The sequence below is a fragment of the Parafilimonas terrae genome (assembly GCF_900115755.1).
GTDB classification, from domain to species: Bacteria; Bacteroidota; Bacteroidia; order Chitinophagales; family Chitinophagaceae; genus Parafilimonas; species Parafilimonas terrae.
Window position 1 is genome coordinate 210,580 of record NZ_FOXQ01000007.1, and the last position, 23,791, is coordinate 234,370.

The window sequence follows — 23,791 nt, forward strand, 5'->3', positions numbered from 1 at the left end:
GTGCCAATGAAAATAATAATTGATAAGGTACAGGAATTGTGTGAAACCCGTATCAAACAATCGCCGGAACGCATTGAACAATTGCCGCGCAGTGGCAGCGACAGGATTTATTTTCGTATTTTTTACAGCGACAAAACTTACATCGCCACCTATAATCTTAATATAAAAGAGAACAAAACTTTTATAGCATTCAGCGAGCATTTCAGAAATAAACAACTGCCCGTTCCTGAAATTTATTTTGTAAATGAAGATATAACTATCTATATACAAGAAGACCTCGGCACAGTTTGCCTGCTTGATATTTTAGAAAAAGATGGTTTCAGCAATTATGTTTTTGATTTATATAAAGAAAGCCTGAAACAATTGGCGCATCTGCAAATTGCGGGTGATAAAAACCTTGACTATGATATATGCTTAACGGCAAAAGAATTTGGCAAACAAGCTATTTTAAGCGACCTGTTATATTTTAAATATTATTTTCTCGACACACTTCAATTGCCTTATGATAAACAGGCAATGCTGGATGATTTTGAAGCGTTGGCAACTTATCTTACCAAAACGGAATATAAATATTTTATGTTCCGCGATTTTCAAAGCCGTAATATTATTATTAATAATGATGAAGTTCATTTCATAGATTTCCAGGGTGGCATGAAAGGCGCCCTTCAGTATGATGTTGCAAGTTTGTTATGGCAGGCAAAAGCAAACCTGAGCGATGAATGGAAAGAACAACTGCTGAAATATTATCTTGACGTTATTGATGAATTGCTTTTAAAACCTATTGACAGGCAGGTTTTTGTTGGTCAATACAATGGCTATGTTTTGATACGCATGCTGCAGGTGCTGGGCGCTTATGGTTTCAGAGGTTTGTTTGAACGCAAGGCGCATTTTTTAACCAGCATCCCGATAGCTTTAAAAAACCTTAAAAACTTTCTGCAAAACAGTCATGTGGGCATTATTACAACAGAGCTAAGCCGCATGCTCGATGCCATAACATCGCAGGAAATTATAACCAATTTTGAACCGTTCCAGGCAGATGAGCATACGCCGCTTGTGGTAACAATTAATAGCTTTTCTTATAAAAAAGGAATCCCTCAGGATGAAAGCGGCAATGGCGGCGGCTTTGTGTTTGATTGCCGTGGCCTGTTGAATCCCGGCAGGTTTGAAGAATATAAAACGCTTACAGGCCAGCATAAAAAAGTTACCGATTTTCTTGAGCAAAGAACACGCATGAATGAATTTCTGAATGGCGTATATGATGTGGTTGATATTTCGGTAGAGGATTTTATTAAGCGCGGGTTCAGTAACCTTATGATAAATTTCGGATGCACCGGTGGACAGCACCGCAGTGTGTATGCTGCAGAGCAAACTGCCAAACATCTTGTTGCAAAGTATAAGGTAAAAGTGCTGGTTACCCATTTAAATGAATGTAACTGGGTAAAAGAAATTTCAACCAAACAAACGGAGATTGCATGAAGGCAATGTTGCTCGCAGCCGGTTTCGGCACAAGGCTAAAACCATTTACAGAACATCATCCCAAAGCACTGGCAGAAGTAAATGGCAAGTCTTTATTACAGCATAATATTGAATACCTGCAGCAATTTGACATTAATGATGTAGTGGTGAATGTGCATCATTTTGCAGAACAAATCGTTCAGGCCATAAAAAATAAGAATGGATGGGGAAGCCGTGTGAGCGTCTCAGATGAAACAGATGCTATACTTGAAACCGGCGGCGGCTTAAGAAGAGCTGCCCCATTTTTTAAAGATGAAGAAGACTTTATTTTAATGAATGTTGATGTGCTTACAGATTTACATCTGGATGAGATGATAGCTTTTCATAAAAAAAATAAACCGCTGGCAACATTGGCAACCACCAACCGCGAAACGTCGCGATATTTTCTATTTAATGAAGCGGGTATTTTATGCGGGTGGAAAAACATAAAGACCGGTGAAGAAAAAATTATGCGGCATGAAAATAATTTAAACCAGGAGGCTTTTAGCGGCTTACATATCATCAGCACAAAAATATTTCCATTGATGAAGCAGCCCGAAATAAAATTTTCTATGGTTGATGTGTACTTATCCTTATGCACCAGCCATTCAATTCTTTCTTATAATCATTCCGGTTCAAAATTTATAGATGTGGGCAAGCCTGAGAGCCTGCAAAAAGCCCAAACGCTCTTTTAAGAGTGATTTCAAATTAGTTAAAGATTTTAACGGAAAAGCAAACAACCCTAAAATTGCTATATTTGCGGCCATATTTTTTGAATTTTATTAATGAGCCCTCAATTTTATAAATAAGAACCTTCTCCAACTTGAAGGTTTTTTTATTTTAGTGTGACTCAGGGGGCGAAGCCATATATTTACATCAGAACATTATAGCATAATGTATAAAAAATCAATACTCCGGCTATTAAGCCTGGCTCTATTTTTTTTATGTATTGCATTTACTGCGCAAAGCCAGGATTTATTGCGGGGCGCAGACTTAAGCACGGTTAAAGTAGATAAACTGTCTGACGCTGACATTTTAAAACTTAAAAAGCAATTGGATGCTTCGGGCTTAACGCAACAGCAGGCGGAACAACTGGCCATTTCAAAAGGGATGTCGGTAAGCGAAGTCCAAAAATTGCGTTCGAGATTATTGCAACTAAGTACAACAACGCCAAACAATAATCAACAAAAAATTCAGCCTGACACCCAGCTTTCACAGAATTTACAGGATACAACTATTAATCAATATCTTGATACAATAGCTCACAAACCATTAATCGACCCCCGCATTTTTGGCGCAGAGCTTTTTAATAATCCAACATTAAACTTTCAGCCAAACATACCGGTTGCAACGCCGGTTAATTATATCATTGGCCCCAACGACCAGCTTAACATTAATGTGTATGGGGTTCAGGAAACAAGCATACAATTAAATGTTTCGCCTGAAGGAAATATCCTTATTCCAAATGTTGGACAGGTGCAGGTGGCAGGTTTAAGTATAGAAGATGCTACACAAAAAATAAGCAACTTAATGGGCCGCACTGCTTATTCAACACTGCGTTCCGGCGGCTCAAGACTCAGTATAACAGTTGGCCAGATAAAAAGTATAAGCATTACTGTAATCGGCAGCAATAAGCCTGGTAATTATACAGTGCCTTCATTGGCCACAGCTTTTAATGCATTGTTTGTAGCAGGCGGCCCGGCAGAATTTGGCAGCTTCAGGAACATAGAGCTGATCAGAAATAATAAATTGTATAGAACGATAGACCTTTATCGTTTTCTCGTTAATGGCGATGCAAGTGATAACATAACCCTGCAAAACAACGATGTAATAAGAATCCCAACTTATAAAACAAAGGTTATTATTGATGGCTATGTAAAACGCCCCGGCATTTTTGAAATGCTGCCCGGCGAAACAATGAGCAACCTGCTTACTTATGCTTCTGGTTTTACAGACAGCGCTTATAAAGCATCTGTAAAAATCGTTCAGTTTACAGGAAGGGAACTTGGCGTAAAAGATGTGAGCGCAGCCAATTTTAATTCCTATCAAATGCAGGGAGGCGACAGCGTAATTGTAAGCAGGATATTAAACAGGTTTGCTAACAGGATTACACTCACAGGCGCTGTTTTCAGGGAAGGTATTTATGAACTGACAGATGGAATGACGTTAAGGGATTTAATTAATAAAGCTGATGGTTTGCGTGAAGATGCATTTACGCAGCGTGCGCAGATATTCCGTTTGAAACCGGACTTCACAAAAGAAATGTTATCCTTTAACCCGGCTGATACAATGGAGCAAAGAGCCATCCTGCTTAAAAGGGAAGACTCCGTGGTTATCAATTCCATTTTTGATTTAAGGGATGATTACTATGTTTCTGTTTTAGGCGAGGTGAGAAATCCCGGGTATTATGATTTTCGCGACAGTCTTTCTTTAAAAGATGTTATCCTTCAGGCCGGCGGCTTTACCGATGCAGCCTTTCCGCAGCGCATAGAAGTTGCACGGTTAATAAGAAGGGATTCATTAACGGCGCAGGATGTGAGGGCGAGCACCATTATAGAAGTAAATAATATAAATGATATTTCTGCCGCAAATAATAATATTTACCTGCAGCCATCGGATGTGGTAACCATAAAAAGGAAGCCGGGTTACCTGGCGTTCCAGTCGGTAACGGTTTCAGGCCAGTTACAATATCCCGGGCCTTATGTTTTGGAAAAACGTGAAGAACGTGTAAGCGATCTTATAAAACGTGCCGGAGGGTTTACACCAGAAGCTTATCTTGATGGCGCCTATATAAAACGGTATAATTTTAATGACCAGGCAGCACAGGCAAGGCAGCAGGCCATTTCCAATATCCAGCAGCAAATTGATGATTCAACTATTATGCAGCAACAGCAAACTGCACAAAAACAGTCAGACCAGCTTCCCTTGGATATAAAAGAAATATTATCAAAACCCGGATCGCCGGACGATATAGTGCTGATGCCCGGCGATGAATTTATTGTTCCAAAGTATAATGCAGAGGTTAGGATAAGCGGTAGCGTATTGTTTCCTACACAGATACCATATAATAAGCGATACAGCGTGAATGATTATATTTCTGCTGCTGGTGGCGTTGCAATAAATGGTAAGAAAAGCAAAACTTATGTGGTATATGCTAATGGCAAAGCCGCTGCAAAGCGAGGGTTTTTATTTTTCAAGAGTACTCCTGAAGTAAGACCGGGGGCAGAAATAATTGTGCCGATGAAGGAAGAAAGGCAGAAACTATCACCGGGTGAGTTTATAGGCATCGCCAGTGCCTTGGCTTCGCTGGCTGGGGTGGTGATAGCGATATTAAGGAACTGATTACAATAATTGAGATTAATAATTTTTCAGGATGTTAGATAAAGAATCCGTTTCATTCAGGGATATTATCAATCAAATAATTACTACTGTAAAATATTTGTTTTCAAAGTGGTTGCTAATTGGAATAATAGCAATTGCAGGTGCTGCAATTGGCATTACATATGCAATTACTTCAACACCTACCTATAGTGCAACTTTAAATTTTGTTTTATCCTCACCTACAGCTTCTTCAAATGGCTTAATGGGGCTTGCAAGCCAGTTTGGGCTTAATTTAGGAACTGATAACAATAATGTTTTTTCGGGAGATAATATAATTGCTTTAATGCAGTCCCGGAGGATGGTTCAAAAAGCCCTGTTTTTAAAACCTGAGAATGCAAGCAAGCCGCTTTTGGATATTTATATAAAAAATAAAAATCTGGATGAGGTCTGGCAACAAAATGAAAGAACAAAAGGCGCTTACCCCTATCCCGATGATCCTGCTAAAATGACGGGGATTCAGGATAGCTTATTCAAGATCATTTACAATGACATCCAGGAAAACATGCTTGATGTTTCAAAACCGGATAATAGCCAAAGCATTTACCAAATTACGACTACATCGCCTAATGATACTCTTTCTTATTACCTTACGAAATACCTTGTTGATGCAACTTCATCATTTTATATTGATACCAAAACGAGTGTTGCCAAGCAGAACCTGGATATGTTAATGAAAGAAGCAGACAGCCTAAAAATTATTTTAGGAGGCACTATTACTTCAGCCGCATCACAAACAGACCTCACCTTTAATCTGAACCCTGCCTACCAGGTACAGCGATCACCTGCACAACAAAGCCAAGTTAGTGCTTCTGCGTTAGGGCAGGCTTACGGCCAGGTTTTACAAAACCTCGAATTGGCCAAAATCGCCTTGCAAAAAGAAACACCCCTGTACCAGATAATAGACGAACCAACCCTGCCTTTAAGCACAGACAAACCAAGTAAGCTTATATCAATTATAGTAGGCGGCTTCTTAGGAGGATTTTTAGCCTGTTGCTATTTAATAGCAGCAAAGGCTTATAAAATATTTAAATCAGCCTGATTTTTATTTAAAATATTATGATAGACTTAAGTAATAAAAGCATCCTCATTACCGGCGGTACCGGTTCCTTTGGAAAAGCCTTTGTAAAAAAAATTTTGAACAAATGGCCAGACATTAAAAGACTTGTTATCTATTCAAGAGATGAGCAGAAGCAGTACCAGATGGGAATGGAATATCCTCATCAAAAATACCCGCAGGTAAGATTCTTTATTGGTGATGTAAGAGATTTTGAAAGATTGAAAAGGGCCTTAAAAGGCATAGATTATGTAATTCATGCAGCAGCTATGAAACATGTACCTATTGCCGAGTATAACCCCATGGAGTGCGTGAAAACAAATATTCTCGGTGCAGAAAATATCATCAATGCATGCCTTGAAACAAGCGTTGAAAAAGTGGTAGCCTTGTCAACGGATAAAGCTGCGGCACCTATCAATTTATACGGCGCTACAAAACTGGCTTCAGATAAATTATTCATTGCGGCCAATAATATAAGAGGTACAAATCCTATAAAATTTTCTGTAGTAAGATATGGTAATGTTATGGGTTCAAATGGTTCTGTAATCCCATTTTTTCTCCAAAAAAGGAAAGAAGGCGTATTACCAATTACAGATCCCAATATGACGAGATTTAATATTTCGCTTGATGAAGGTGTTGATATGGTTTTGCATGCGTTGGAGACAGCATGGGGCGGCGAATTATTTGTGCCCAAAATTCCTTCTTACAAAATAACAGATGTTGCAGAGGCTATAGGGCCTAACTGCAAACATGAAATAGTGGGCATACGCCCGGGCGAAAAAATTCATGAGGAAATGATAACAGCTTCTGATTCTTTCTCAACGTATGACCTGGGTAAATACTATGCTATTCTTCCCCAGTTACCCAAGTGGAATATAGCTGACTTTATGAACTTTTTTAAGGCTGTAAAAGTGCCACAAGGCTTTTACTATAATTCAGGTGAAAACAATGAATGGTTAAGCGTTGATAAAATCAGGCAATTAATTAAGCAGCATGTTGATACCAATTTTAAAGTTTAGAGTATATGCAGCAGGCAATACCTTACGGTAAGCAATTTATTTCGGAAGAAGATATAAGGGCTGTTACAGAAACCCTCAAGAGTGATTTTCTTACCCAGGGCCCAAAGATTAATGAGTTTGAAGAAAAATTTGCAGCATATATAGGTTGCGATTATGCAGTAGCTGTTGCAAATGGCACGGCAGCATTACATTTATCTGCATTAGCATTAAATGTAAACAGCCAATCAAAAGTCATTACTACCCCAATAACATTTGCCGCTTCGGCAAACTGTGTGCGTTACTGTGGTGGTGAAGCTGTATTTGTTGATATTGATGCTTCAACAGCATTGATTGATATAAATAAAATAAAAGCTTTACTTAACGCTTCTCCAAAAGGAACTTATGAAGGCATAATTCCTGTTGACTTTGCAGGCCTTCCCGTTAATCTCGAAGCGTTGCACCAGCTTGCTAATGAATATGGTTTATGGATTATTGAAGATGCATGTCATGCCCCCGGCGGTTACTTTATTGATAGCAAAGGAGTGAAACAAAATTGTGGAAATGGAGTATATGCTGATCTTGCAATTTTTTCATTTCATCCTGTAAAGCATATTGCCTGTGGTGAGGGAGGAATGATTACAACAAATAATAAGGCTTTATATGAAAGTCTTTTATTGTTGCGAACACATGGCATTACAAAAGACCATTCTTTGCTGCATGAAAACCATGGCGGCTGGTATTATGAAATGCAGGAGTTAGGATATAACTACCGCCTATCAGATATTAATGCGGCGCTTGGCATATCACAGCTCAAACGTGCAGATGAAGGCCTGGAGAAAAGAAAAGCCATTGCAAAAAAATATGATGAAGCCTTTGCCAACTCAAGCATTAAAATAATAAAACCCGCAGAAGGCTTCAACCATGCTTATCATTTATATGTAATACAGGTTGAAGACAGAAAAGGATTATACGATCATTTAAGACGACATAACATTTTTGCACAGGTACATTACATCCCCATTCCCATGCAGCCCTATTATAAACAATTGGGCTATAATGCAGAACATTACCCGAATGCCAATGATTATTACGAAAAATGTTTAAGCATCCCCATGTACCCCACCTTAACAGGCCAGGAGCAGAATTTCGTAATACAAACTATACTGGAATTTAATAAATGAGCAACATTGCCATTATACCCGCACGGGGTGGCAGTAAAAGAATCCCCAAAAAGAATATAAAAGGCTTTTTAGGCAAGCCTGTTATCGCCTATTCAATTGAAGCTGCTTTGTTAAGCGGTTTGTTTGAAGAAGTGATGGTTTCTACGGATGATGAAGAAATAGCAGCCGTTGCTAAACAATATGGGGCTACAGTCCCCTTTATGCGTTCGCAAAAAAATGCAGACGATTTTGCTACCTTGAATGATGTGATAGAAGAGGTTTTAGGATCATACAATAATGAAGGAAAAAAATTTAACAATGGATGCTGCATACTTTCTACTGCGCCATTTGTAACCACAGAAAAATTAAAAGAAGCATATAACCTGTTGTTACAAAAAAAGTTTGATTCCGTTCGCCCAATAGTAAAATTCAGTTACCCTATACAGCGGGCATTTAAGCTTTCACCAAACAACAGCTTGCAAATGTTTTATCCGGAACATCTCAAAACACGTTCACAAGACCTTGAGCCGGCCTACCATGATGCAGGCCAGTTTTATTGGTTCAGAACTGACAAGATCCTTACCGGCACAAACAAGGGAGGATTAATAATAAGCGAAACCGAGGCCCAGGATATTGATACGATTGAAGACTGGGAATTGGCTGAACTTAAATTAAGCATGCTAAGAAACCTTTTTAGAGAAGGATGACAATAATTTACAATACCGTTGAAAAATCCTTGCGTTTATAAAAAAAGCCAGGCTTATAAACAAGCATTTTAAATGGAAAGCTACTTTTTTATACCGGCAGCTAACGAGGCTTTTGTAAAAAACATCAGCAGGCTCTCTGCCGATTATTTTGTATTTGATTTTGAAGATTCAATCAACATAAGCAATATAGATAAGGCTATTGCTCTTACAAGTAAAATAAATATTTCTGATAATTTTTTTGCAAGGTTTTATTGGAATACGCATGAGCCTGAATTTTCATCTGCCAGTTTGAAAAAAATACTCCAGCTCGGATTTAAAAATTTCTTTATTCCTAAATTCAGAACGACAGAAGACCTTGATACGATTTATAACTTATTAAAATCAACCCCTTCATTCAACCAGTTTAAGATAGTTTTATTGATTGAAAACGCACAGGCCTTATGTTCTGTTGACAACATTCTTAAAATATATCAACCCTTTGCAGTTGCCTTTGGCAGCCATGATTATTGTGCAGAAACAGGCATGCTTCATACAGCCGATAATATACAGTGGGCAAGAAATTATTTGCTAAATTTTGGAAAGGCGGCATCTGTTCGCTGCATAGATGTGGCATCAATGAATATTAAAGATAAACCCGCATTTAAAGAAGAATGCACTGATGCGTTTAATAAAGGTTTTGATGGGAAGGTGCTGATACATCCTATGCAGCTTGAAGTTTTTAATAATACAAAATACTATACCGATGAAGAGCTTGAAGTGGCGCTAAAGGTGAGAGATATTTTAAAACAAAAAGGCGGCATAGCAAATTTTTCCATTGCTAATATTGATGGCTTGGTTATAGAAAAGCCGCACCTGAACCGCTATTTAAAAATATTGAAAATGGCAAATTATGACACCGTCTAACCTGGGTAATTATTACGAAGCCTTTGAAACGGGGGCAGTGATTAAACACCAGCTCTCTAAAACAATTTTCGAAAGCGATAATAATTTGTTCAGTCTTTTAACAATGAACCATCATCCTGTGCATCTTAATACAGATTATTGTAAAGATGAAAAATATGGAACTATACTGGTGGTTGGCACTTTGGTATTCAGCCTTGTAGTGGGCATAACAGTACCGGATATTAGTGGCAAGGCGATAGCCAATTTAAACTATGAAAATATAGATCACCTTGCGCCTGTTTTTATCGGCGACACCATTTATGCCCAAACTGAAATTCTTGAAAAAAGAGATTCCCGCTCTAACCTCGCCGCTGGTATTATTAAAGTGGAAACAATAGCATATAACCAACATGACAAACCTGTTCTGCGGTTTAGAAGAAATGTACTTATAAAAAAACAACCGAATGCCGGAAAATGATTATATCATGCGAAGCCTCATGTTTGTGCCTGCACACAATGAGAAACTTCTGCAAAGCGCCTCGCAAAAAGATGTGGATGTCTTATTGCTCGATCTTGAAGATTCAGTACAGCCTACAGATAATAAGGCAATAGCAAGAAAAAATATTAAACAAAGGGTTAGTGAAAATTTCTTTGGGGATAAGCTTATTTTCCCAAGAGTTAATGACAGGGAAAGCGGCCAGCTATTAAAAGATGTAACTGAGCTTACAATTCCAGGCATACATGGCTTTGTATATCCTAAATCAAAAAGTGCCGAAGATGTTTATTTTTTTGATAAACTGCTGGAGACTATTGAATATGAAAAAGGCCTGCCTATAGGCACTTATAAAATAATCCCTTTAATAGAAACAACCGCAGCCGTATTAAATGCCGAACAAATCTGCAAAGCATCGCCAAGGGTAATTGCCATTGCCTATGGCTGTGAAGATTTTATTGCAGATTTAGGCGGCATTCACGACCGCGATGGTAAAAGCCTCTTTACGCCCCGCGCCATTATTGCAATGGCTGCAAAAGCATCGAACGTAATTCCCATTGATACGGTTCATATCAACGTGCATGACCTGCAGGAACTTGAAGAAAACCTCAGGCTCGCCAAAATATTAGGGTTTGAAGGCATGCTGGTTTTAAACCCGATAGAACTTCCTCTGGTGCATCAATATTTCACTCCCACTGAGGAAGAATTTGAAAATGCCAAAACGCTATTGCAGCTTGCAGCGGAAGCTCAGAAAGATGGTAAAGGCGTTGCTGTAATTAATGGAAAATTTATAGGCCCTCCCATGATTATTGCAGCTAAAAAAGTAATAAGCAGATATGAAAGAATAAAACAAAGACAGGTATGAAAAAACTTATAATAATCGGCGGTTATGGCAACGGCTCGGTGGTGCAATCTACAGTTGAAGATATAAATTCAATAAAACCCACATGGCAATTATTAGGCTTTCTTAATGATAAGGAAGAAGGGCCTATAAACGGTTACCCTGTGCTCGGTAAGATCAATAAAGAATCGGTTCAGAAATATCTTGATGATGATAATGTGTACTTTTTTTATACCCTGATTTCTGTAAAGCTTAACTACAAATTCCTGTCCAAGCTTTTAGATCTTGAAATACCCGAGCAGCGTTTTGCAACTATCATACATCCTACCGCAGTTATTTCCAAATTCGCAAAAATAGGCTATGGCGTATCTATCCAGCCTTTTGTATCAGTTGGCCCCAATACGGTTATAGGCAACCATGTTCAGGTATATGCACAGGCATTGATAGGGCACGGTGCAAAACTTGACAATTATAGTTATGTAGCCAACAATGCCTGCATTGGTGCAGATGTGCATTTGCACGAAGGCGCATATATTGGTACTAATGCCACCACCCTTGAATTTATAAAACTGGGAAAGTGGTCGCTTACAGGCATAGGTTCAGTCGTTTTGAAAGATGTGCCGGATTACGCAAAGGTTGTAGGTAACCCCGCACGTGTAATAGGCAAAGTAGAATAATGGCCACATCAACTTATCTCTTCAGGTTTGATGCAGGCGCACAACATGGCTTGGGCCATTTTTCAAGAAGTATTGCCATTGCAAAACAACTTTTAAACAATAAGCCCGATGCAGAGATCATTATCCTATCTGCTGCTACTGCTTATATGAGAGAAAAAAAAAACGAGCTTCCTTTCAGAACAATTTTGGTTGATGAAATAAATGAAAATATAGTTTTAAACTATGTGAAGAACATCAGGCCTGGTGTTCTTTTTTTTGATAAGCTGGAAGAGTTAAATAAAAATACTATTACAGCTTTGCAGGATTACACAAAGCTAATTTTGTTTCATAATTACAGCAGGTATGTCACCTGGGCCGATGTTATAATTATGCCGGCAGCACATATAGATATAAATGACCTGCGGTTTCAACACGTTCCTGATAAAGGGCCTGCTAAAATATATGCCGGGCCGGATTATGTAGTTATGAATGAGGCCGCATTGCAGCTGAGGCCTTTATTTAAAATAAGAAATAAAGCCAATACTGTCGCAGTTACTACAGGAGGATCTGATCCCAAAGGCGTAATGATTTCATTGCTTGAAAAAATTGATTTTAAAAAATTTAATGATATAAATTTTATTTTTTTTATTGGAGATGATTTTCTTCACAAAGAAAAACTTAACAATTATACCAATATCACCAATGCGAAATTTCTTCCCTTTGATATGAAAGCTATTACAACGTGCGATATAGTTATCTCCACTTTTGGTGTAACCACATACGAATTACTATACACGGGCATGCCGGTAATTAGTGTGGGCCATGCAGCCACAAATGCAAAAGGCAGTAAATATTTAGCAGCCAACTACAATTGCATTTTGGACATTGGCCATATAGATGATATTAAAGAAAATGAATTGAACAGCGCTATTAACTTGCTGATACAGGATGCTGATACGAGGGTAAGGCTTCACCAGACAGGCAGGAACCTGATTGACGGCAAAGGCGCTGAACGCGTATGCGATATTATTATGCAACAAAATTAAATAGAGGAATATGCAGATTAGTGAATTAACCTGTAACAATAATAAAGCCTATATAATAGCTGAACTATCAGCCAATCATAATAATGATTTTGATCTTGCCGTTAAAACTATTGAAGCGATGGCGGCTGCAGGCGCCGATGCTGTAAAGGTGCAAACATTTAAACCGGAGTCGCTTTCACTTAATGTAAACAATGAATTTTTCGGGCCAAAAAAGGATGGGTTATGGAAAGGCTACCGTCCTTACGATTTATATGTTCAGGCTATGATGCCGTGGGAATGGCAACCGAAACTGAAAGTAATTGCAGAACGGCTGGGCATGGAATTTTTTTCTTCGCCTTTTGATAAAGAAGCTGTTGATTTTTTGGCCGCAATGGATGTTCCTGCCTATAAAATCGCATCGCTCGAAATAACAGATATTTCCCTAATAAGCCATGCGGCTTCAAAAAGTAAGCCTATCATTATTTCAACCGGCGCAGCAGGCATAACTGATATTGATCTTGCAGTAGGCGCCTGCAGACAGGCTGGCAACAATGAAATTACTTTATTAAAATGTACTTCAGAATATCCTGCACCTGTGGAAATGGCAAACCTTGCTACCATACCACATTTAAAACAAACCTTTAATGTTGAGGCAGGTGTTTCAGATCACACCATGGGCTCAACAGTACCGGTAGTTGCTGTAACTCTTGGCGGCCGGATGGTTGAAAAGCATTTCATCTTGTCAAGAGATTTGGGTGGACCGGATGCGGCATTTTCTATGGAACCTGATGAATTTGCAGCTATGGTTAAAGCTGTTCATGAAGCAGAGGCTGCTATCGGAAAAATAGATTATGAACTTACGGAGAAAAATAAATTAAGAAGAAGATCGCTTTTTGTAACAAAAGATATAAAAGCAGGTGAATTATTAACCAGTTCAAATATAGCGCCACTAAGGCCGGGCTTTGGTTTACATCCTTCCTGTTATTCAAAAGTTATTGGTAAAAAAGCAAAAGAAGATATTGCAGCAGGCACACCGCTAAGCTGGCAATTGCTGGCTTAATATCTCGTTTTATATTTACATATAAATAATTCTTATAAATTTGAAGCGAGGGAGCCCCATACTATTTTACTAACATTAAAACTAGCTGAAACGGTAGTTGACATGAAATACTTTCTTGCCTTTTTACAAATATTGTTTTTTTGCATTGGCTGCAGCAAAAAAGAAAGCATGTTGGTGAATGATGAAGGTGAAATTTTCAGTTTTAAGGCAATTCAACTTGATTCTGCTGTAGAGGTTGGGAATATATACCAATCACAAAATTTTGCAGCTTTTACTGATATAGCTAATTACAATGGCACTTGGTATGTTGTATTTAGAATTGGCACCTCCCATGTTGGCGGTGAAAACGGGCAAATTAAGATAATGACAAGTAAAGACGGTATTGAATGGCATGTCAAGGATAATATTATAGAAGAAAGGCGTGATTTAAGAGGCCCACATCTTACTGTAGATTCTGCTAATGATGATCTGTACCTGAATTATTTTAGTAGAAATGCATTGCGAAGCGGAAAATTTGATATAGTAAATTATATCTCTAAGCTAAACAAAAGTACCAGCAGTTGGCTACCTGCGCGGGCAATTCAGTATGAAAATTCATACAATACCAGATACATTTTTTGGCGGTATACTTATCACAAAGGCCGAATGTATTCTATTGCTTACAGAAGCCCTTTAGGAGACGAAAAAGAGAAAAACCTCGGGTTATTCAACAGTGGTGGCGATTTTTATACTTACCAATTTTCAGGGCCTATAAATGTTAAAGGGCGGTACACAGAAACTACCCTGAGAATAACTGAAACAGACAGCATGTATTTTATACCCAGAACAGAAACTGTAAACACACCAATTGGCATTTCAATTCCTTCTTATAACATTGTAAAATGGGATAAAAATCCCTTTTCCTCTATATTAGAGTCTCCTAATTTTTTATTCTATAAAAATAAGTTACTTGTTACAGCCAGAGATTCAAAACGGAGCACCTTCAAACTATTTTCGTATGATATCGAAACAAAAAAAGTTCAAAAAACCTATACCTTTCCAGCAGGCAACGAAACAGGATATGGAGGTATGAGTTTTAATCCTTCTAATCCCGATGAACTTTGGATTTCATATTATTCCATAACAAATACCCAAAGTCTTATAAAACTTGCTAAGATAAATCTGCTCAAATTTTTAAAGTGATTGCTTTTCCCATGTAACAAAATGCAGCTACAAGGTAATATATGATTATTAATACAGTTGCAGCAAAACAACTTACATGCAATGCATGCCTTAACGAAAAACAACATTAAAACAAGTTTAAAAAGTGGCTTTAAAAATAAAAATATCAGGTTTATTATTTTCCGGTATTTTATTTATGCCCTACAATTTGGCAACTCACTTTTAATTGCCAGGAACCTGGGACCATACTTTATGGGGCACCTGGGATTCGCAATGTTGATCATCCAGTACGTTACACAAATTAATCTTGGAATTCCAAATGCCCTTAATGTAAAACTGTCGAGCTATGAAGGAAAAGATTACGAGAAACAAAAAGTGTTCCTGGGTAATTCAGTACTTTTCATGTCGCTGCATTCTCTCGTTATCCTTATGCTGGCGGCAAGCTGCTTTTTCGCAGAAATCCCAATATTTGATAAGTACAACTTTTATGCTTATTTAATTATAGTGGTTTCAAATGCAGTTGCTCAAAATTTTGATTTACTTTTTATCCATGTATTTCGTGTAAAGAATTTATTAAAGCCTATAACTCTTTATCAGTCGGTAACACCTCTATTAAATTTTCTGGCTTGCATTTTCTTTAAGCAACAACAGCTATTATATGCAATTTTAATCTCACAGCTTTTTAGTTACGTTCTTTGTCTTATTATTTTTCTTCTTAAAACACCCATTAAATTAAACCTTAAACCAAATATTGCTGTATTTAAAGAGCTTATAAAAACCGGCAGCGCATTAATGCTTTACAGCGCTAGTTTTTATTTTATAATGATCGTTACCCGAACATTTGTAAGCTATTACTACAACGTTAGTGAATTAGGTTATTTTTCTTTTGCATTAAGCTTTGCACAGGCTTCATTTTTGGCTCTTGATACAATTACATTTTTAATTATGCCTAAAATGATTAACCGATTTAAACATGCTGAAGGTGGAAAAGCACTTGAAAAAATGCAATACATTAAGGATAATTATACTCTTATTTCCTACCTGCTGATTTTTTTTACCATACTTATATTTCCAATAATACTATACTTTGTACCTAACTACGCTAATTCTTTCAAATCGTTTGCACTATTATCGTTATGCGAGGCATTACTTTCAGGAAATTTCGGAATATCTGTTTTATTTATCTCGCATGGCAAAGAAAGGCTGCTTGGTAAAATAGCGCTGTTCTCATTTCTTTTAAATCTGCTGCTGGTATGGATTATTAGCTACAATACTTCTGCTTTTTATTTCATTTGTTTTGCGCCTATTGGTACCTATATCGTTTATACAGCCCTGCTTGGATATTTTTATAATGTTGCGTTTTTAAACAAAAGAAGTATCAAGAGCCTGTTTTCAAATTTTGATACACGCCTGGTATTACCGGCATTATTGCTAAGTGTTGCAGTAATTACAGACAATGTTATTCTGCAAATAACAGCCTATGCGTTAGTATTACTTTTTAATTGGAAAAGGATGAAAGGAATCGCAGGCATAGCCAGCAAGCTAATTCACAACCCTGCAGTTTTCAAAATTTAGGCTGCTATTGTTTAACAGCTAATGCAATAAGAATATGGTATTATTACACGTTGGCACACACAAAACTGCAAGCACTTTTTTGCAGTATAACTATTTTCCAGCCCTCAAAGGCATACACTACTTTCATGGAGAAACGGCCGTATCAGAATTATTAAAAAGCAATGCTATACCAGGCGAAGATGTTTTGTTATCCAATGAAGGGTTTACTGGTGTGGCCTGGAATTCTTTATGGAAAGATGGAGTTAGCAATGATTTTCATTGGATAGATTCCTTTGAAAAAAGAATAAGCAACCTGCATAGATTATTTCCTGAGGCCAGCATCATGATTTTTTTTCGAAAACATGGAGATCTTCTTATATCCATGTACAAGCAATATGTACAGGAAGGAGGGATACTTAAGTTTGATGAATTTTATAATGAAACAGGTGTTATTAGAAATCAAGACCTTAATTACACAGACAGAATCAATAAATTATGCAGCTTATTTAAAAATGTATATGTGTTTTCTTACGAAGATTTTAAAAAACAAGGTATAAAGTTGTTAGATAATTTTTTGGAAAAAGAAATAAACTGGACAAGAGAAGCAAATAGTAACGCTGGTGAAAAGTTTTCAAATAAAAGTATCACAGGCAGTAAAGTTGAGATATTAAGAAAAACTAATAAGATATATAATAAGTTTCCATTTTCTGTAAGAAAAGCACTTGGCTATTTAAAATGCAGCCCGCGGCATATTTTGCAAAATACTTTATCATTTTGGCAACCCAAAGATCCTGCATCTTTCAAAAAAATGAATGATCAAATTAATACAATGTTGCAGGATGATTGGCAATATGTTGAAAGAATGAAAATTAGTTATTAATAATTTTAACTACTGCCACAGCATCTTTACATGAGTCTCCTCGTAAATATTTTTGTTTGCTCCAAACCGCTTCAATACTTTAATTCCCGCAACCTGCCAAAAAACGAAACTTTGAAAAACATACTCATAATAGAAAATAGATTTAAAGGAGCCTATGAATTTTATGAAAATGTAAAAAAATATGATGCCAGTTGGAGCAAGGTTCATTATGCTACCAATCGCCTGCAGATTCTTTCGTTATGCATTCTTAAATATAAGGCCGTAAACTTTTACTATTACCTTGATTTTATGCTGATGGATGGGTTACTATTATATGCAGTGCCCTGTAAAAATATATATGTGTATGAGGAAGGCATTAGTGCATACAGAAAAAATATTTTTAAGAAAACTGCCGCATATAGGCGAAGGATAAGAAATGTGCTTGGGCTTTCAGAATATCCGGGATTTCATCCAAAAGTTAAAGGTATATACGTTTATAACCATCAGCGGTACCTTGATACTTTTCATACTTTCAGCTATATAAAAGAATTAAATCCCTTGTCCTTTAATGTTCCTTTCATTGAAATGATAAGAAACGATCTTCATCTAGCATTAAAAATTTTTTGCTTTAATGATAACCAGGTTTTTTATGGTGTGCGGAATAAAAATGTGCTTTTGTATATTACCTCTTGGCCACTCAACGAAAGCTTTTTTGCTACTACAAATATTGATGAGTACGATTATTGCATTATAAAACCGCACCCGCACATTAAAGAATTACAATTGCCTGATGGCTGGAGAAATAATAAGACAATAATTATCGAATCTGTCATACTGGTTGAATTTTTGATTAAAATATTAACAGATAAAAATAATACGCTCACTATTTATCATCATAATTCATCTTCTGTTATGTATTTAACCAACCAGCCGGCAATTAAACAGGTAATAAATATTTAAAACCACGCTGTGCTAAACTTAATATATAATGAACCAGCAATTAATTTTATCTGTAGTTATTTCTTTTTTAACATTGTGCTGTAATGATGTAAATTCTCAAAACCCAGGACTTGAAAAGTTTGGTGATATAACTTCAATATCACAGCCTAATCAGCAAAGCTGGCAGCAAATGAAGAATAACTTTTCGTTTTCTCCTGTAGACATCAATACCCCAACAAATTATAATCGTTCTCCTGTTATTAACGATAAAAAACAAATTACCACTGAGGGATGGGCAGGTGAAACTGTAAATGTAAAGTTTGTAGTAAGCAGTAAAACAGATATTAACAGTTTAAAAGTAACTGCAAGCAATCTTGTATCATCAAATGGCGCTGCATCGATCGATGCCAAAAACATTTCTGTTGGATATATTTATTATGTGCTTGCTGATAATTCTGCAGGGGTATGTAAGAAAAAAGAGGGTGTAACTTATAAAACCCTGATTGTTCCGGATATTATTGATTTTACATCTGCTGCTTCTTTCGTAAAAAGCAATACAAACCGCCCTGTTTGGATCAGCATTAAAATACCCTTCAATGCAACTGCTGGCAATTATACTACCCGGATCACCGCTAATGCAGAAAATAATATTTCCTCCTCTGTAAATATTTTGCTGACTATAAATAAGAACCGGTTGCCGGCAAATGCAAACAAAAATTTCTTCCTGAACCTGTGGCAATATCCAATTGCTGAGGCTGAATATTACAATGTAAAGCCTTGGTCTGAAGAACATTTCAATTTGATGAAGCCGGCAATGACAAGATTAAAAGATGCGGGGCAAAAGGTAATAACAACAAGTTTCTTTTGGGATCTTTATAATGCCAAGCTCAGAAGCGCAGATGATATGATGATTAAAGTAGTGAAAACTACAGATGGTAAATGGAAATATGATTTTACCAACTTTGATAAATGGGTAGAATTTATGATGGGCATAGGTATTAATCAGCAAATTGAATGCTTTGGAATAGCACCGCTTAATGCACGCAGCTATTATTTAGATGAAAAAGACAATAAAATAAAATTCTTTTCAGAGAGTGTTAATGGCAAAATGTATGTTCCGTTCTGGCAATCTTATCTGTTAGCATTTGAACAACATTTGAAAGAAAAAAACTGGTTTAATATCACTACGCTTGGGATAGATGAAAAAAAGCATGATGTTTTAGCAGGCCTTATTCAATTTATTAAAGGCATTAATAAAGATTGGAAGATTTCTTTCACGGGGCAATATTTTCCCGACCTGCAGAACAATATTTATGATTATTCGCTTAATTCAAATCAGCAAATACCCGCAAGTAGCTTGGCCGCACGTAAGAATAAAGGATTTATTACAACCTATTACACCGCATGCTGGGAAGTCTTTCCCAACGTATTTACAATATCTTCTCATGCTGATGCCACGTGGCTTGCATGGAATGCAGCTTACCGCAATCTGGATGGCTACCTGCGTTGGGCTTACGACTATTTTAACAAAAAAATTCTAATTGACACAAGGGCTGGTTTAGCAAGCGGGGACAATATTTTAATATACCCTCACGACTATAGTTCCATAAGGTTTGAAATGCTAAAAGACGGCATTGAGGACTTCTTAAAAATACAAATAAAGCAAAAACAAAGAAATTTCTCATCCCAGTTTAACAGCACTCTATCCCAATTTGATTTCAAAAAAGTTAGCGTTTTAAAAAATAGGAACTTACAAATAAATAACGCACGTCAGTTACTGAATAAATAGATTCCTTTTGCAGGATATTTCATTACAGCAACATTCGCCATCAATGAAGGTTTGGCGCTGGATATTAATAGGCATATATAATTTTTTGCTTGTTTTAATACTTCTTTTTTGCACTGTAAATAAACTTACATCCGTGCCAATAGATAAAATATTGGTATTGCTTTCTCCTTTTTTAGTTGCATGTTTTAATCCGGATAAAAAATTTTTTACCTCAAAAGAATTTTTAGTAATAATATTATTTACAATTATTGCAGTAACGTCTTCTGTAGCCAACCTGTGTTTTTATTATATTATATTTTTTCCTATAATCGGCTTATCCTTCTCAATTATTTTAAGCCAGTATAAAAACATGGTGTTGTTTTCTCTATATTATGCTTTATTTCTTCATATAGTTATCGGCATTGTAATCCTGGTGCTTGCATTTATGGGATTCACCAAATTAAATGTTTCAGAAGGGGCTAAAGGCATTGCATCTTTATATTCCACTCATGGGTTTACTTCAACTGTTCAAACCTATGGCACATTATGTATTACATGGCTGTTGCTTTATTTGCTTCGAAAGAAACTGGGTTTAAATACGATAATTGATAGATTATTTTTTTTCATAACCACCTTGGCAATTCTTTTAACTTTCAATAGATCAACTTATTTATTCTGGGTCATTCTTCTGTTCTTTGAATTCCCTCGTATGTTTTGGTCAATAGCGATTTTAATGGGAGCTATACTGGTAAAATTTTGGACAAATATTACTTCGTTTATCCTAAGCTCTTCTACTATAGAGGCCAGGTTCCAGTTGTTGCAGGGGTTCAATATATCTTACATGCAAAGTGGATCACTAAAAGTATATCTCTTTGGCAGAGGTACTAATCAAATATCGCAGGAAGTAGCAAACAAAGTAAAATGGAGCACTCGCCTCGATCTTGAAAATGGTTATACAATGCTTTTACACAGCTATGGATTAATTGGCCTTTGCGCCTATTTATTTGTTTGTTTTTATTTTATATTTCTCTTCCTAAAAATAAACAGGTTTAAAGAAGCTTTCTTTTTATTTTTTTATTTTTTTGTTACACAGTATATCACGCAGGAATTTGTTGCCACTACATTTTATATGTTTCTTGCTGTAATGTTAGCAACGTATGACTACTACAAGCAACCCAATAAATTCACAATTGGTTAGCATTCAATAGTATTTTTGTAATACCGTGATTATATAAATTCCATTATTCAAAATTTACAACTTAAGTAAGTGAAACTTGCTATTTTAGGCACACGTGGTATCCCTAATAACTACGGAGGCTTTGAACAATTTGCTGAATATATTTCTGTTGGCCTTGTAAATAAGGGGCATGATGTTACAGTTTATAACCCTCACTTCCACAAATACAATATGCCGGAATTTAAAGGCGTAAAGATCATAAAAATGAATAGCCCCGAAAAACTTTTTGGTGCAGCAGCAAACTTTATATATGATTATAATTGCCTTAAAGATGCAAAACGGCGAAATTTCGATATTATTTATGAAGCTGGCTATGCAACTTGTTCTCCATTTTTCTACCTGCTAAAATCAACTAACACGAAACTAATCACTAATATGGACGGACTGGAATGGAAACGTAGTAAGTGGGGATATTTTACGAAAAAACTTATGAAACGACTTGAAAGAAATGCGGTGAAAAAATCAGAATATATTATTTCAGACAATAAAGGTATTCAGGAATATTATAAAGAAATGTATGAAAAAGATTCCTTTTGTGTTGCGTATGGCTCAGATATAAGTCTTGATAACGATATCAGGCATATTGAAAAATTCTCGGTGCAAAGGGAAAATTATTTTATGCTTATTGCAAGATTAGAACCAGAGAATAATATTGAGCTTATCCTCAATGCCTATGTGAAGTCGGCCCGAGAAGAGCCTTTTTTAGTTATTGGCGATAATTCAACCAAATATGGCAAATGGCTGCAAAAAAGGTTTAATTATATGCAGATAAAGTTTTGTGGAAGTATTTACGATAAGAAAGTGCTTGATGCGCTGAGGTTTTATTGCAAAGCTTATTTACATGGCCATTCTGTTGGAGGCACTAATCCCTCTTTGCTTGAAGCAATGGGGTCTTCTGCTTTTATAATTGCACATAAAAATGCTTTTAATATAGCCGTACTAAAAACCAATGCACTTTTTTTTAGTTCAATTGAGGAGCTAAAAAATATTTACATCAATCTTGATATAAATTATACATACAAAAAAGAACAATTCCTTAACAAGAATCTTGAGGAGATAGAAAAACATTATAACTGGCAATACATTATAAATAAACATGAAGAGATTTTTCAGAAAATTTATGCTAACCGCTAAAATCTTTCAGGAGATAAACAGAATAAAGCCCGATTTTTATAAATAATAATCAAACCCAAAACAACTAGTTATAAGCAAATGAAAGTCCTTTTTATAATAAGATCTTCTGCTTTTACAAATAAGGGGGGGGATATAATACAAGCTATCAATACTGCTGAATATTTAAGGCTACTCGGAGTGCAGGTTGATATACGTTTCAGTAATGAAAAAATAGACTATGCTGCTTATGATTTACTCCATTTTTTTAATATTATCAGGCCCGCTGATATATTAGTGCATATTAATAATTCAGGAAAAAAGTTTGTCGTTTCTACTATTTATGTTGATTTAAGGGAGTATGAAAAAAAAATAAGAACTGGCTTCTCCTCTTACATCTCAAAATTACTGCCGGGAGATCTTACAGAATATCTTAAAGTAATTGCAAGGTCGTTAGTAAGCAGAGAAAAAATAAGCAGCATTTCTTATTTATGGCTGGGGCAGAAAAAATCAATAAAAGTAATTGCAAAAAATGCTGCTTGCCTCCTACCCAATTCTTGCAATGAATACAAAAGATTTAGTGCAACATATAACATAAACTGCAGATACGAGGTAGTTCCGAATGGCATTGATGAAACCATCTTTAAAAATGAGACACCACCTTTAATTCCAAAAAATAACAATCTTGTAATTTGCGTAGGAAGAGTTGAACTACGAAAAAGCCAGCTTAAACTTATTAAAGCCCTTAATAATAGCAATTTCAAACTTATAATTATTGGAGCTCCGGCAGTAAACGATAAAAAATATTATGAAGCATGCAAAGAAGCGGCGGCGGATAACGTTTCTTTTGTTCACAATATTCCGCAAAAAGAGTTGGTTGAATATTATCAAAAAGCAAAAGTGCATGTATTGGCAAGTTGGTTTGAAACTACCGGGCTTAGTTCATTGGAAGCCGCATCTCAGCGTTGCAATATTGTAATAACAGATAAAGGTGATACAAGAGAATATTTTGAAGATTATGCATTTTACTGTGACCCATCTTCAGAATTATCCATATTAAATGCTGTAGAGAAAGCTGCAGCGGCCTCTTTTGATGAGAGACTTCATACGAAAATATACAAGCAATATACTTGGATGCAGGCCGCCAAAAAAACATTAAATGCTTATAATGAAGTATTGGGTATAAACAATCCGTAAAGCGAAAAATTAGAAATGCCTGAAATAACCAGCTGTTTTTATCTATATCATTAATCAATTTCAAACGTCTGTTGACTCTTCAGATTATTTAATCCCTATAAAAAATATACGTTTGCAATCTTATGTCTAAACACATTCTCATCACCGGCGGGGCCGGGTTCATTGGTTCGCATGTAGTGCGGTTATTTGTAAATAAATACCCTGGGTATAAAATC

Annotated in this window: 22 protein-coding genes; all 22 read left to right on the plus strand. The window is 36.3% G+C overall.

Annotated features, from left to right (window positions below):
• Positions 1-6 precede the first annotated feature (6 nt).
• The gene (locus BM015_RS13200) at positions 7-1,476 is read left to right on the plus strand and encodes a RapZ C-terminal domain-containing protein (protein ID WP_090659145.1); all 1,470 of its coding nucleotides are present in this window, start codon (positions 7-9) and stop codon (positions 1,474-1,476) included.
• The gene (locus BM015_RS13205) at positions 1,473-2,189 is read left to right on the plus strand and encodes a nucleotidyltransferase family protein (RefSeq protein WP_090659147.1); all 717 of its coding nucleotides are present in this window, start codon (positions 1,473-1,475) and stop codon (positions 2,187-2,189) included. Before BM015_RS13200 ends, BM015_RS13205 begins: the two co-directional genes overlap by 4 nt.
• A gap of 199 nt (positions 2,190-2,388) precedes the next feature.
• A complete protein-coding gene (locus BM015_RS13210; RefSeq protein ID WP_090659149.1) occupies positions 2,389-4,836 on the plus strand; it encodes an SLBB domain-containing protein in 2,448 nt (815 codons plus the stop codon).
• 31 nt (positions 4,837-4,867) lie between these two features.
• Positions 4,868-5,914 (plus strand): Wzz/FepE/Etk N-terminal domain-containing protein, encoded by a 1,047-nt coding sequence (locus BM015_RS13215; RefSeq protein ID WP_090659151.1) that lies wholly within the window; start codon positions 4,868-4,870, stop codon positions 5,912-5,914.
• Between the two features lie 17 nt (positions 5,915-5,931).
• Positions 5,932-6,948: a UDP-N-acetylglucosamine 4,6-dehydratase (inverting) gene (gene pseB, locus BM015_RS13220; RefSeq protein ID WP_090659153.1), complete on the plus strand. Its 1,017-nt coding sequence runs from the start codon at positions 5,932-5,934 to the stop codon at positions 6,946-6,948.
• Between the two features lie 5 nt (positions 6,949-6,953).
• Complete coding sequence (pseC, locus tag BM015_RS13225; RefSeq protein WP_090659155.1) at positions 6,954-8,108, plus strand: UDP-4-amino-4,6-dideoxy-N-acetyl-beta-L-altrosamine transaminase; 1,155 nt, start codon at positions 6,954-6,956, stop codon at positions 8,106-8,108.
• Positions 8,105-8,794, plus strand: coding sequence for a pseudaminic acid cytidylyltransferase (gene pseF / locus BM015_RS13230; protein ID WP_090659157.1), 690 nt, complete (start codon positions 8,105-8,107; stop codon positions 8,792-8,794). Before pseC ends, pseF begins: the two co-directional genes overlap by 4 nt.
• Positions 8,795-8,866: 72 nt before the next feature.
• Positions 8,867-9,697, plus strand: a complete 831-nt coding sequence (locus BM015_RS13235; protein ID WP_090659160.1) for an HpcH/HpaI aldolase/citrate lyase family protein — start codon at positions 8,867-8,869, stop codon at positions 9,695-9,697.
• Positions 9,684-10,154, plus strand: coding sequence for a MaoC family dehydratase (locus BM015_RS13240; RefSeq protein ID WP_090659162.1), 471 nt, complete (start codon positions 9,684-9,686; stop codon positions 10,152-10,154). Before BM015_RS13235 ends, BM015_RS13240 begins: the two co-directional genes overlap by 14 nt.
• Positions 10,141-11,034, plus strand: coding sequence for an HpcH/HpaI aldolase/citrate lyase family protein (locus BM015_RS13245; RefSeq protein ID WP_218148496.1), 894 nt, complete (start codon positions 10,141-10,143; stop codon positions 11,032-11,034). The genes BM015_RS13240 and BM015_RS13245 overlap by 14 nt, the downstream gene beginning before the upstream one ends.
• Positions 11,031-11,687 carry a PglD-related sugar-binding protein gene (locus BM015_RS13250; RefSeq protein ID WP_090659164.1) on the plus strand — a complete coding sequence of 219 codons (657 nt, stop codon included), beginning with the start codon at positions 11,031-11,033 and terminating at the stop codon, positions 11,685-11,687. The genes BM015_RS13245 and BM015_RS13250 overlap by 4 nt, the downstream gene beginning before the upstream one ends.
• Positions 11,687-12,712 carry a hypothetical protein gene (locus BM015_RS13255; RefSeq protein ID WP_090659167.1) on the plus strand — a complete coding sequence of 342 codons (1,026 nt, stop codon included), beginning with the start codon at positions 11,687-11,689 and terminating at the stop codon, positions 12,710-12,712. The genes BM015_RS13250 and BM015_RS13255 overlap by 1 nt, the downstream gene beginning before the upstream one ends.
• 10 nt (positions 12,713-12,722) lie before the next feature.
• Positions 12,723-13,751 (plus strand): pseudaminic acid synthase, encoded by a 1,029-nt coding sequence (pseI, locus tag BM015_RS13260; RefSeq protein WP_090659169.1) that lies wholly within the window; start codon positions 12,723-12,725, stop codon positions 13,749-13,751.
• A gap of 102 nt (positions 13,752-13,853) precedes the next feature.
• Complete coding sequence (locus BM015_RS13265) at positions 13,854-14,933, plus strand: hypothetical protein (protein WP_090659171.1); 1,080 nt, start codon at positions 13,854-13,856, stop codon at positions 14,931-14,933.
• 81 nt (positions 14,934-15,014) lie between these two features.
• A complete protein-coding gene (locus BM015_RS13270) occupies positions 15,015-16,487 on the plus strand; it encodes an oligosaccharide flippase family protein (RefSeq protein ID WP_090659173.1) in 1,473 nt (490 codons plus the stop codon).
• A gap of 34 nt (positions 16,488-16,521) precedes the next feature.
• Positions 16,522-17,346 (plus strand): hypothetical protein, encoded by an 825-nt coding sequence (locus BM015_RS13275; protein ID WP_090659175.1) that lies wholly within the window; start codon positions 16,522-16,524, stop codon positions 17,344-17,346.
• Positions 17,347-17,457: 111 nt separating this feature from the next.
• Positions 17,458-18,285, plus strand: coding sequence for a hypothetical protein (locus tag BM015_RS13280; protein ID WP_143075860.1), 828 nt, complete (start codon positions 17,458-17,460; stop codon positions 18,283-18,285).
• Positions 18,286-18,313: 28 nt separating this feature from the next.
• Positions 18,314-20,053 (plus strand): DUF4091 domain-containing protein, encoded by a 1,740-nt coding sequence (locus BM015_RS13285; protein ID WP_090659180.1) that lies wholly within the window; start codon positions 18,314-18,316, stop codon positions 20,051-20,053.
• A gap of 133 nt (positions 20,054-20,186) precedes the next feature.
• Positions 20,187-21,230, plus strand: coding sequence for a hypothetical protein (locus tag BM015_RS13290; RefSeq protein WP_143075861.1), 1,044 nt, complete (start codon positions 20,187-20,189; stop codon positions 21,228-21,230).
• A 69-nt stretch (positions 21,231-21,299) separates the two neighbouring features.
• Complete coding sequence (locus tag BM015_RS13295; protein WP_090659184.1) at positions 21,300-22,403, plus strand: DUF1972 domain-containing protein; 1,104 nt, start codon at positions 21,300-21,302, stop codon at positions 22,401-22,403.
• A gap of 78 nt (positions 22,404-22,481) precedes the next feature.
• Positions 22,482-23,576 (plus strand): glycosyltransferase family 4 protein, encoded by a 1,095-nt coding sequence (locus BM015_RS13300; RefSeq protein ID WP_090659186.1) that lies wholly within the window; start codon positions 22,482-22,484, stop codon positions 23,574-23,576.
• A gap of 122 nt (positions 23,577-23,698) precedes the next feature.
• Positions 23,699-23,791, plus strand: a 93-nt coding sequence (locus BM015_RS21870) for an NAD-dependent epimerase/dehydratase family protein (protein WP_143075862.1), incomplete at its 3' end; no start/stop codon positions are given.

What these genes read in the sequence shown, in the direction of transcription:
- BM015_RS13300 (WP_090659186.1), top strand. Translation starts at nt 22,482, where the DNA reads ATGAAAGTCCTTTTTATAATAAGATCTTCTGCTTTTACAAATAAGGGG.
- BM015_RS13200 (WP_090659145.1), top strand. Translation starts at nt 7, where the DNA reads ATGAAAATAATAATTGATAAGGTACAGGAATTGTGTGAAACCCGTATC.
- BM015_RS13215 (WP_090659151.1), top strand. Translation starts at nt 4,868, where the DNA reads ATGTTAGATAAAGAATCCGTTTCATTCAGGGATATTATCAATCAAATA.
- BM015_RS13275 (WP_090659175.1), top strand. Translation starts at nt 16,522, where the DNA reads ATGGTATTATTACACGTTGGCACACACAAAACTGCAAGCACTTTTTTG.
- pseI (WP_090659169.1), top strand. Translation starts at nt 12,723, where the DNA reads ATGCAGATTAGTGAATTAACCTGTAACAATAATAAAGCCTATATAATA.
- BM015_RS13255 (WP_090659167.1), top strand. Translation starts at nt 11,687, where the DNA reads ATGGCCACATCAACTTATCTCTTCAGGTTTGATGCAGGCGCACAACAT.
- pseF (WP_090659157.1), top strand. Translation starts at nt 8,105, where the DNA reads ATGAGCAACATTGCCATTATACCCGCACGGGGTGGCAGTAAAAGAATC.
- BM015_RS13240 (WP_090659162.1), top strand. Translation starts at nt 9,684, where the DNA reads ATGACACCGTCTAACCTGGGTAATTATTACGAAGCCTTTGAAACGGGG.
- BM015_RS13210 (WP_090659149.1), top strand. Translation starts at nt 2,389, where the DNA reads ATGTATAAAAAATCAATACTCCGGCTATTAAGCCTGGCTCTATTTTTT.
- pseB (WP_090659153.1), top strand. Translation starts at nt 5,932, where the DNA reads ATGATAGACTTAAGTAATAAAAGCATCCTCATTACCGGCGGTACCGGT.
- BM015_RS13235 (WP_090659160.1), top strand. Translation starts at nt 8,867, where the DNA reads ATGGAAAGCTACTTTTTTATACCGGCAGCTAACGAGGCTTTTGTAAAA.
- BM015_RS13285 (WP_090659180.1), top strand. Translation starts at nt 18,314, where the DNA reads ATGAACCAGCAATTAATTTTATCTGTAGTTATTTCTTTTTTAACATTG.
- pseC (WP_090659155.1), top strand. Translation starts at nt 6,954, where the DNA reads ATGCAGCAGGCAATACCTTACGGTAAGCAATTTATTTCGGAAGAAGAT.
- BM015_RS13265 (WP_090659171.1), top strand. Translation starts at nt 13,854, where the DNA reads ATGAAATACTTTCTTGCCTTTTTACAAATATTGTTTTTTTGCATTGGC.
- BM015_RS13270 (WP_090659173.1), top strand. Translation starts at nt 15,015, where the DNA reads ATGCATGCCTTAACGAAAAACAACATTAAAACAAGTTTAAAAAGTGGC.
- BM015_RS13250 (WP_090659164.1), top strand. Translation starts at nt 11,031, where the DNA reads ATGAAAAAACTTATAATAATCGGCGGTTATGGCAACGGCTCGGTGGTG.
- BM015_RS13245 (WP_218148496.1), top strand. Translation starts at nt 10,141, where the DNA reads ATGCCGGAAAATGATTATATCATGCGAAGCCTCATGTTTGTGCCTGCA.
- BM015_RS13205 (WP_090659147.1), top strand. Translation starts at nt 1,473, where the DNA reads ATGAAGGCAATGTTGCTCGCAGCCGGTTTCGGCACAAGGCTAAAACCA.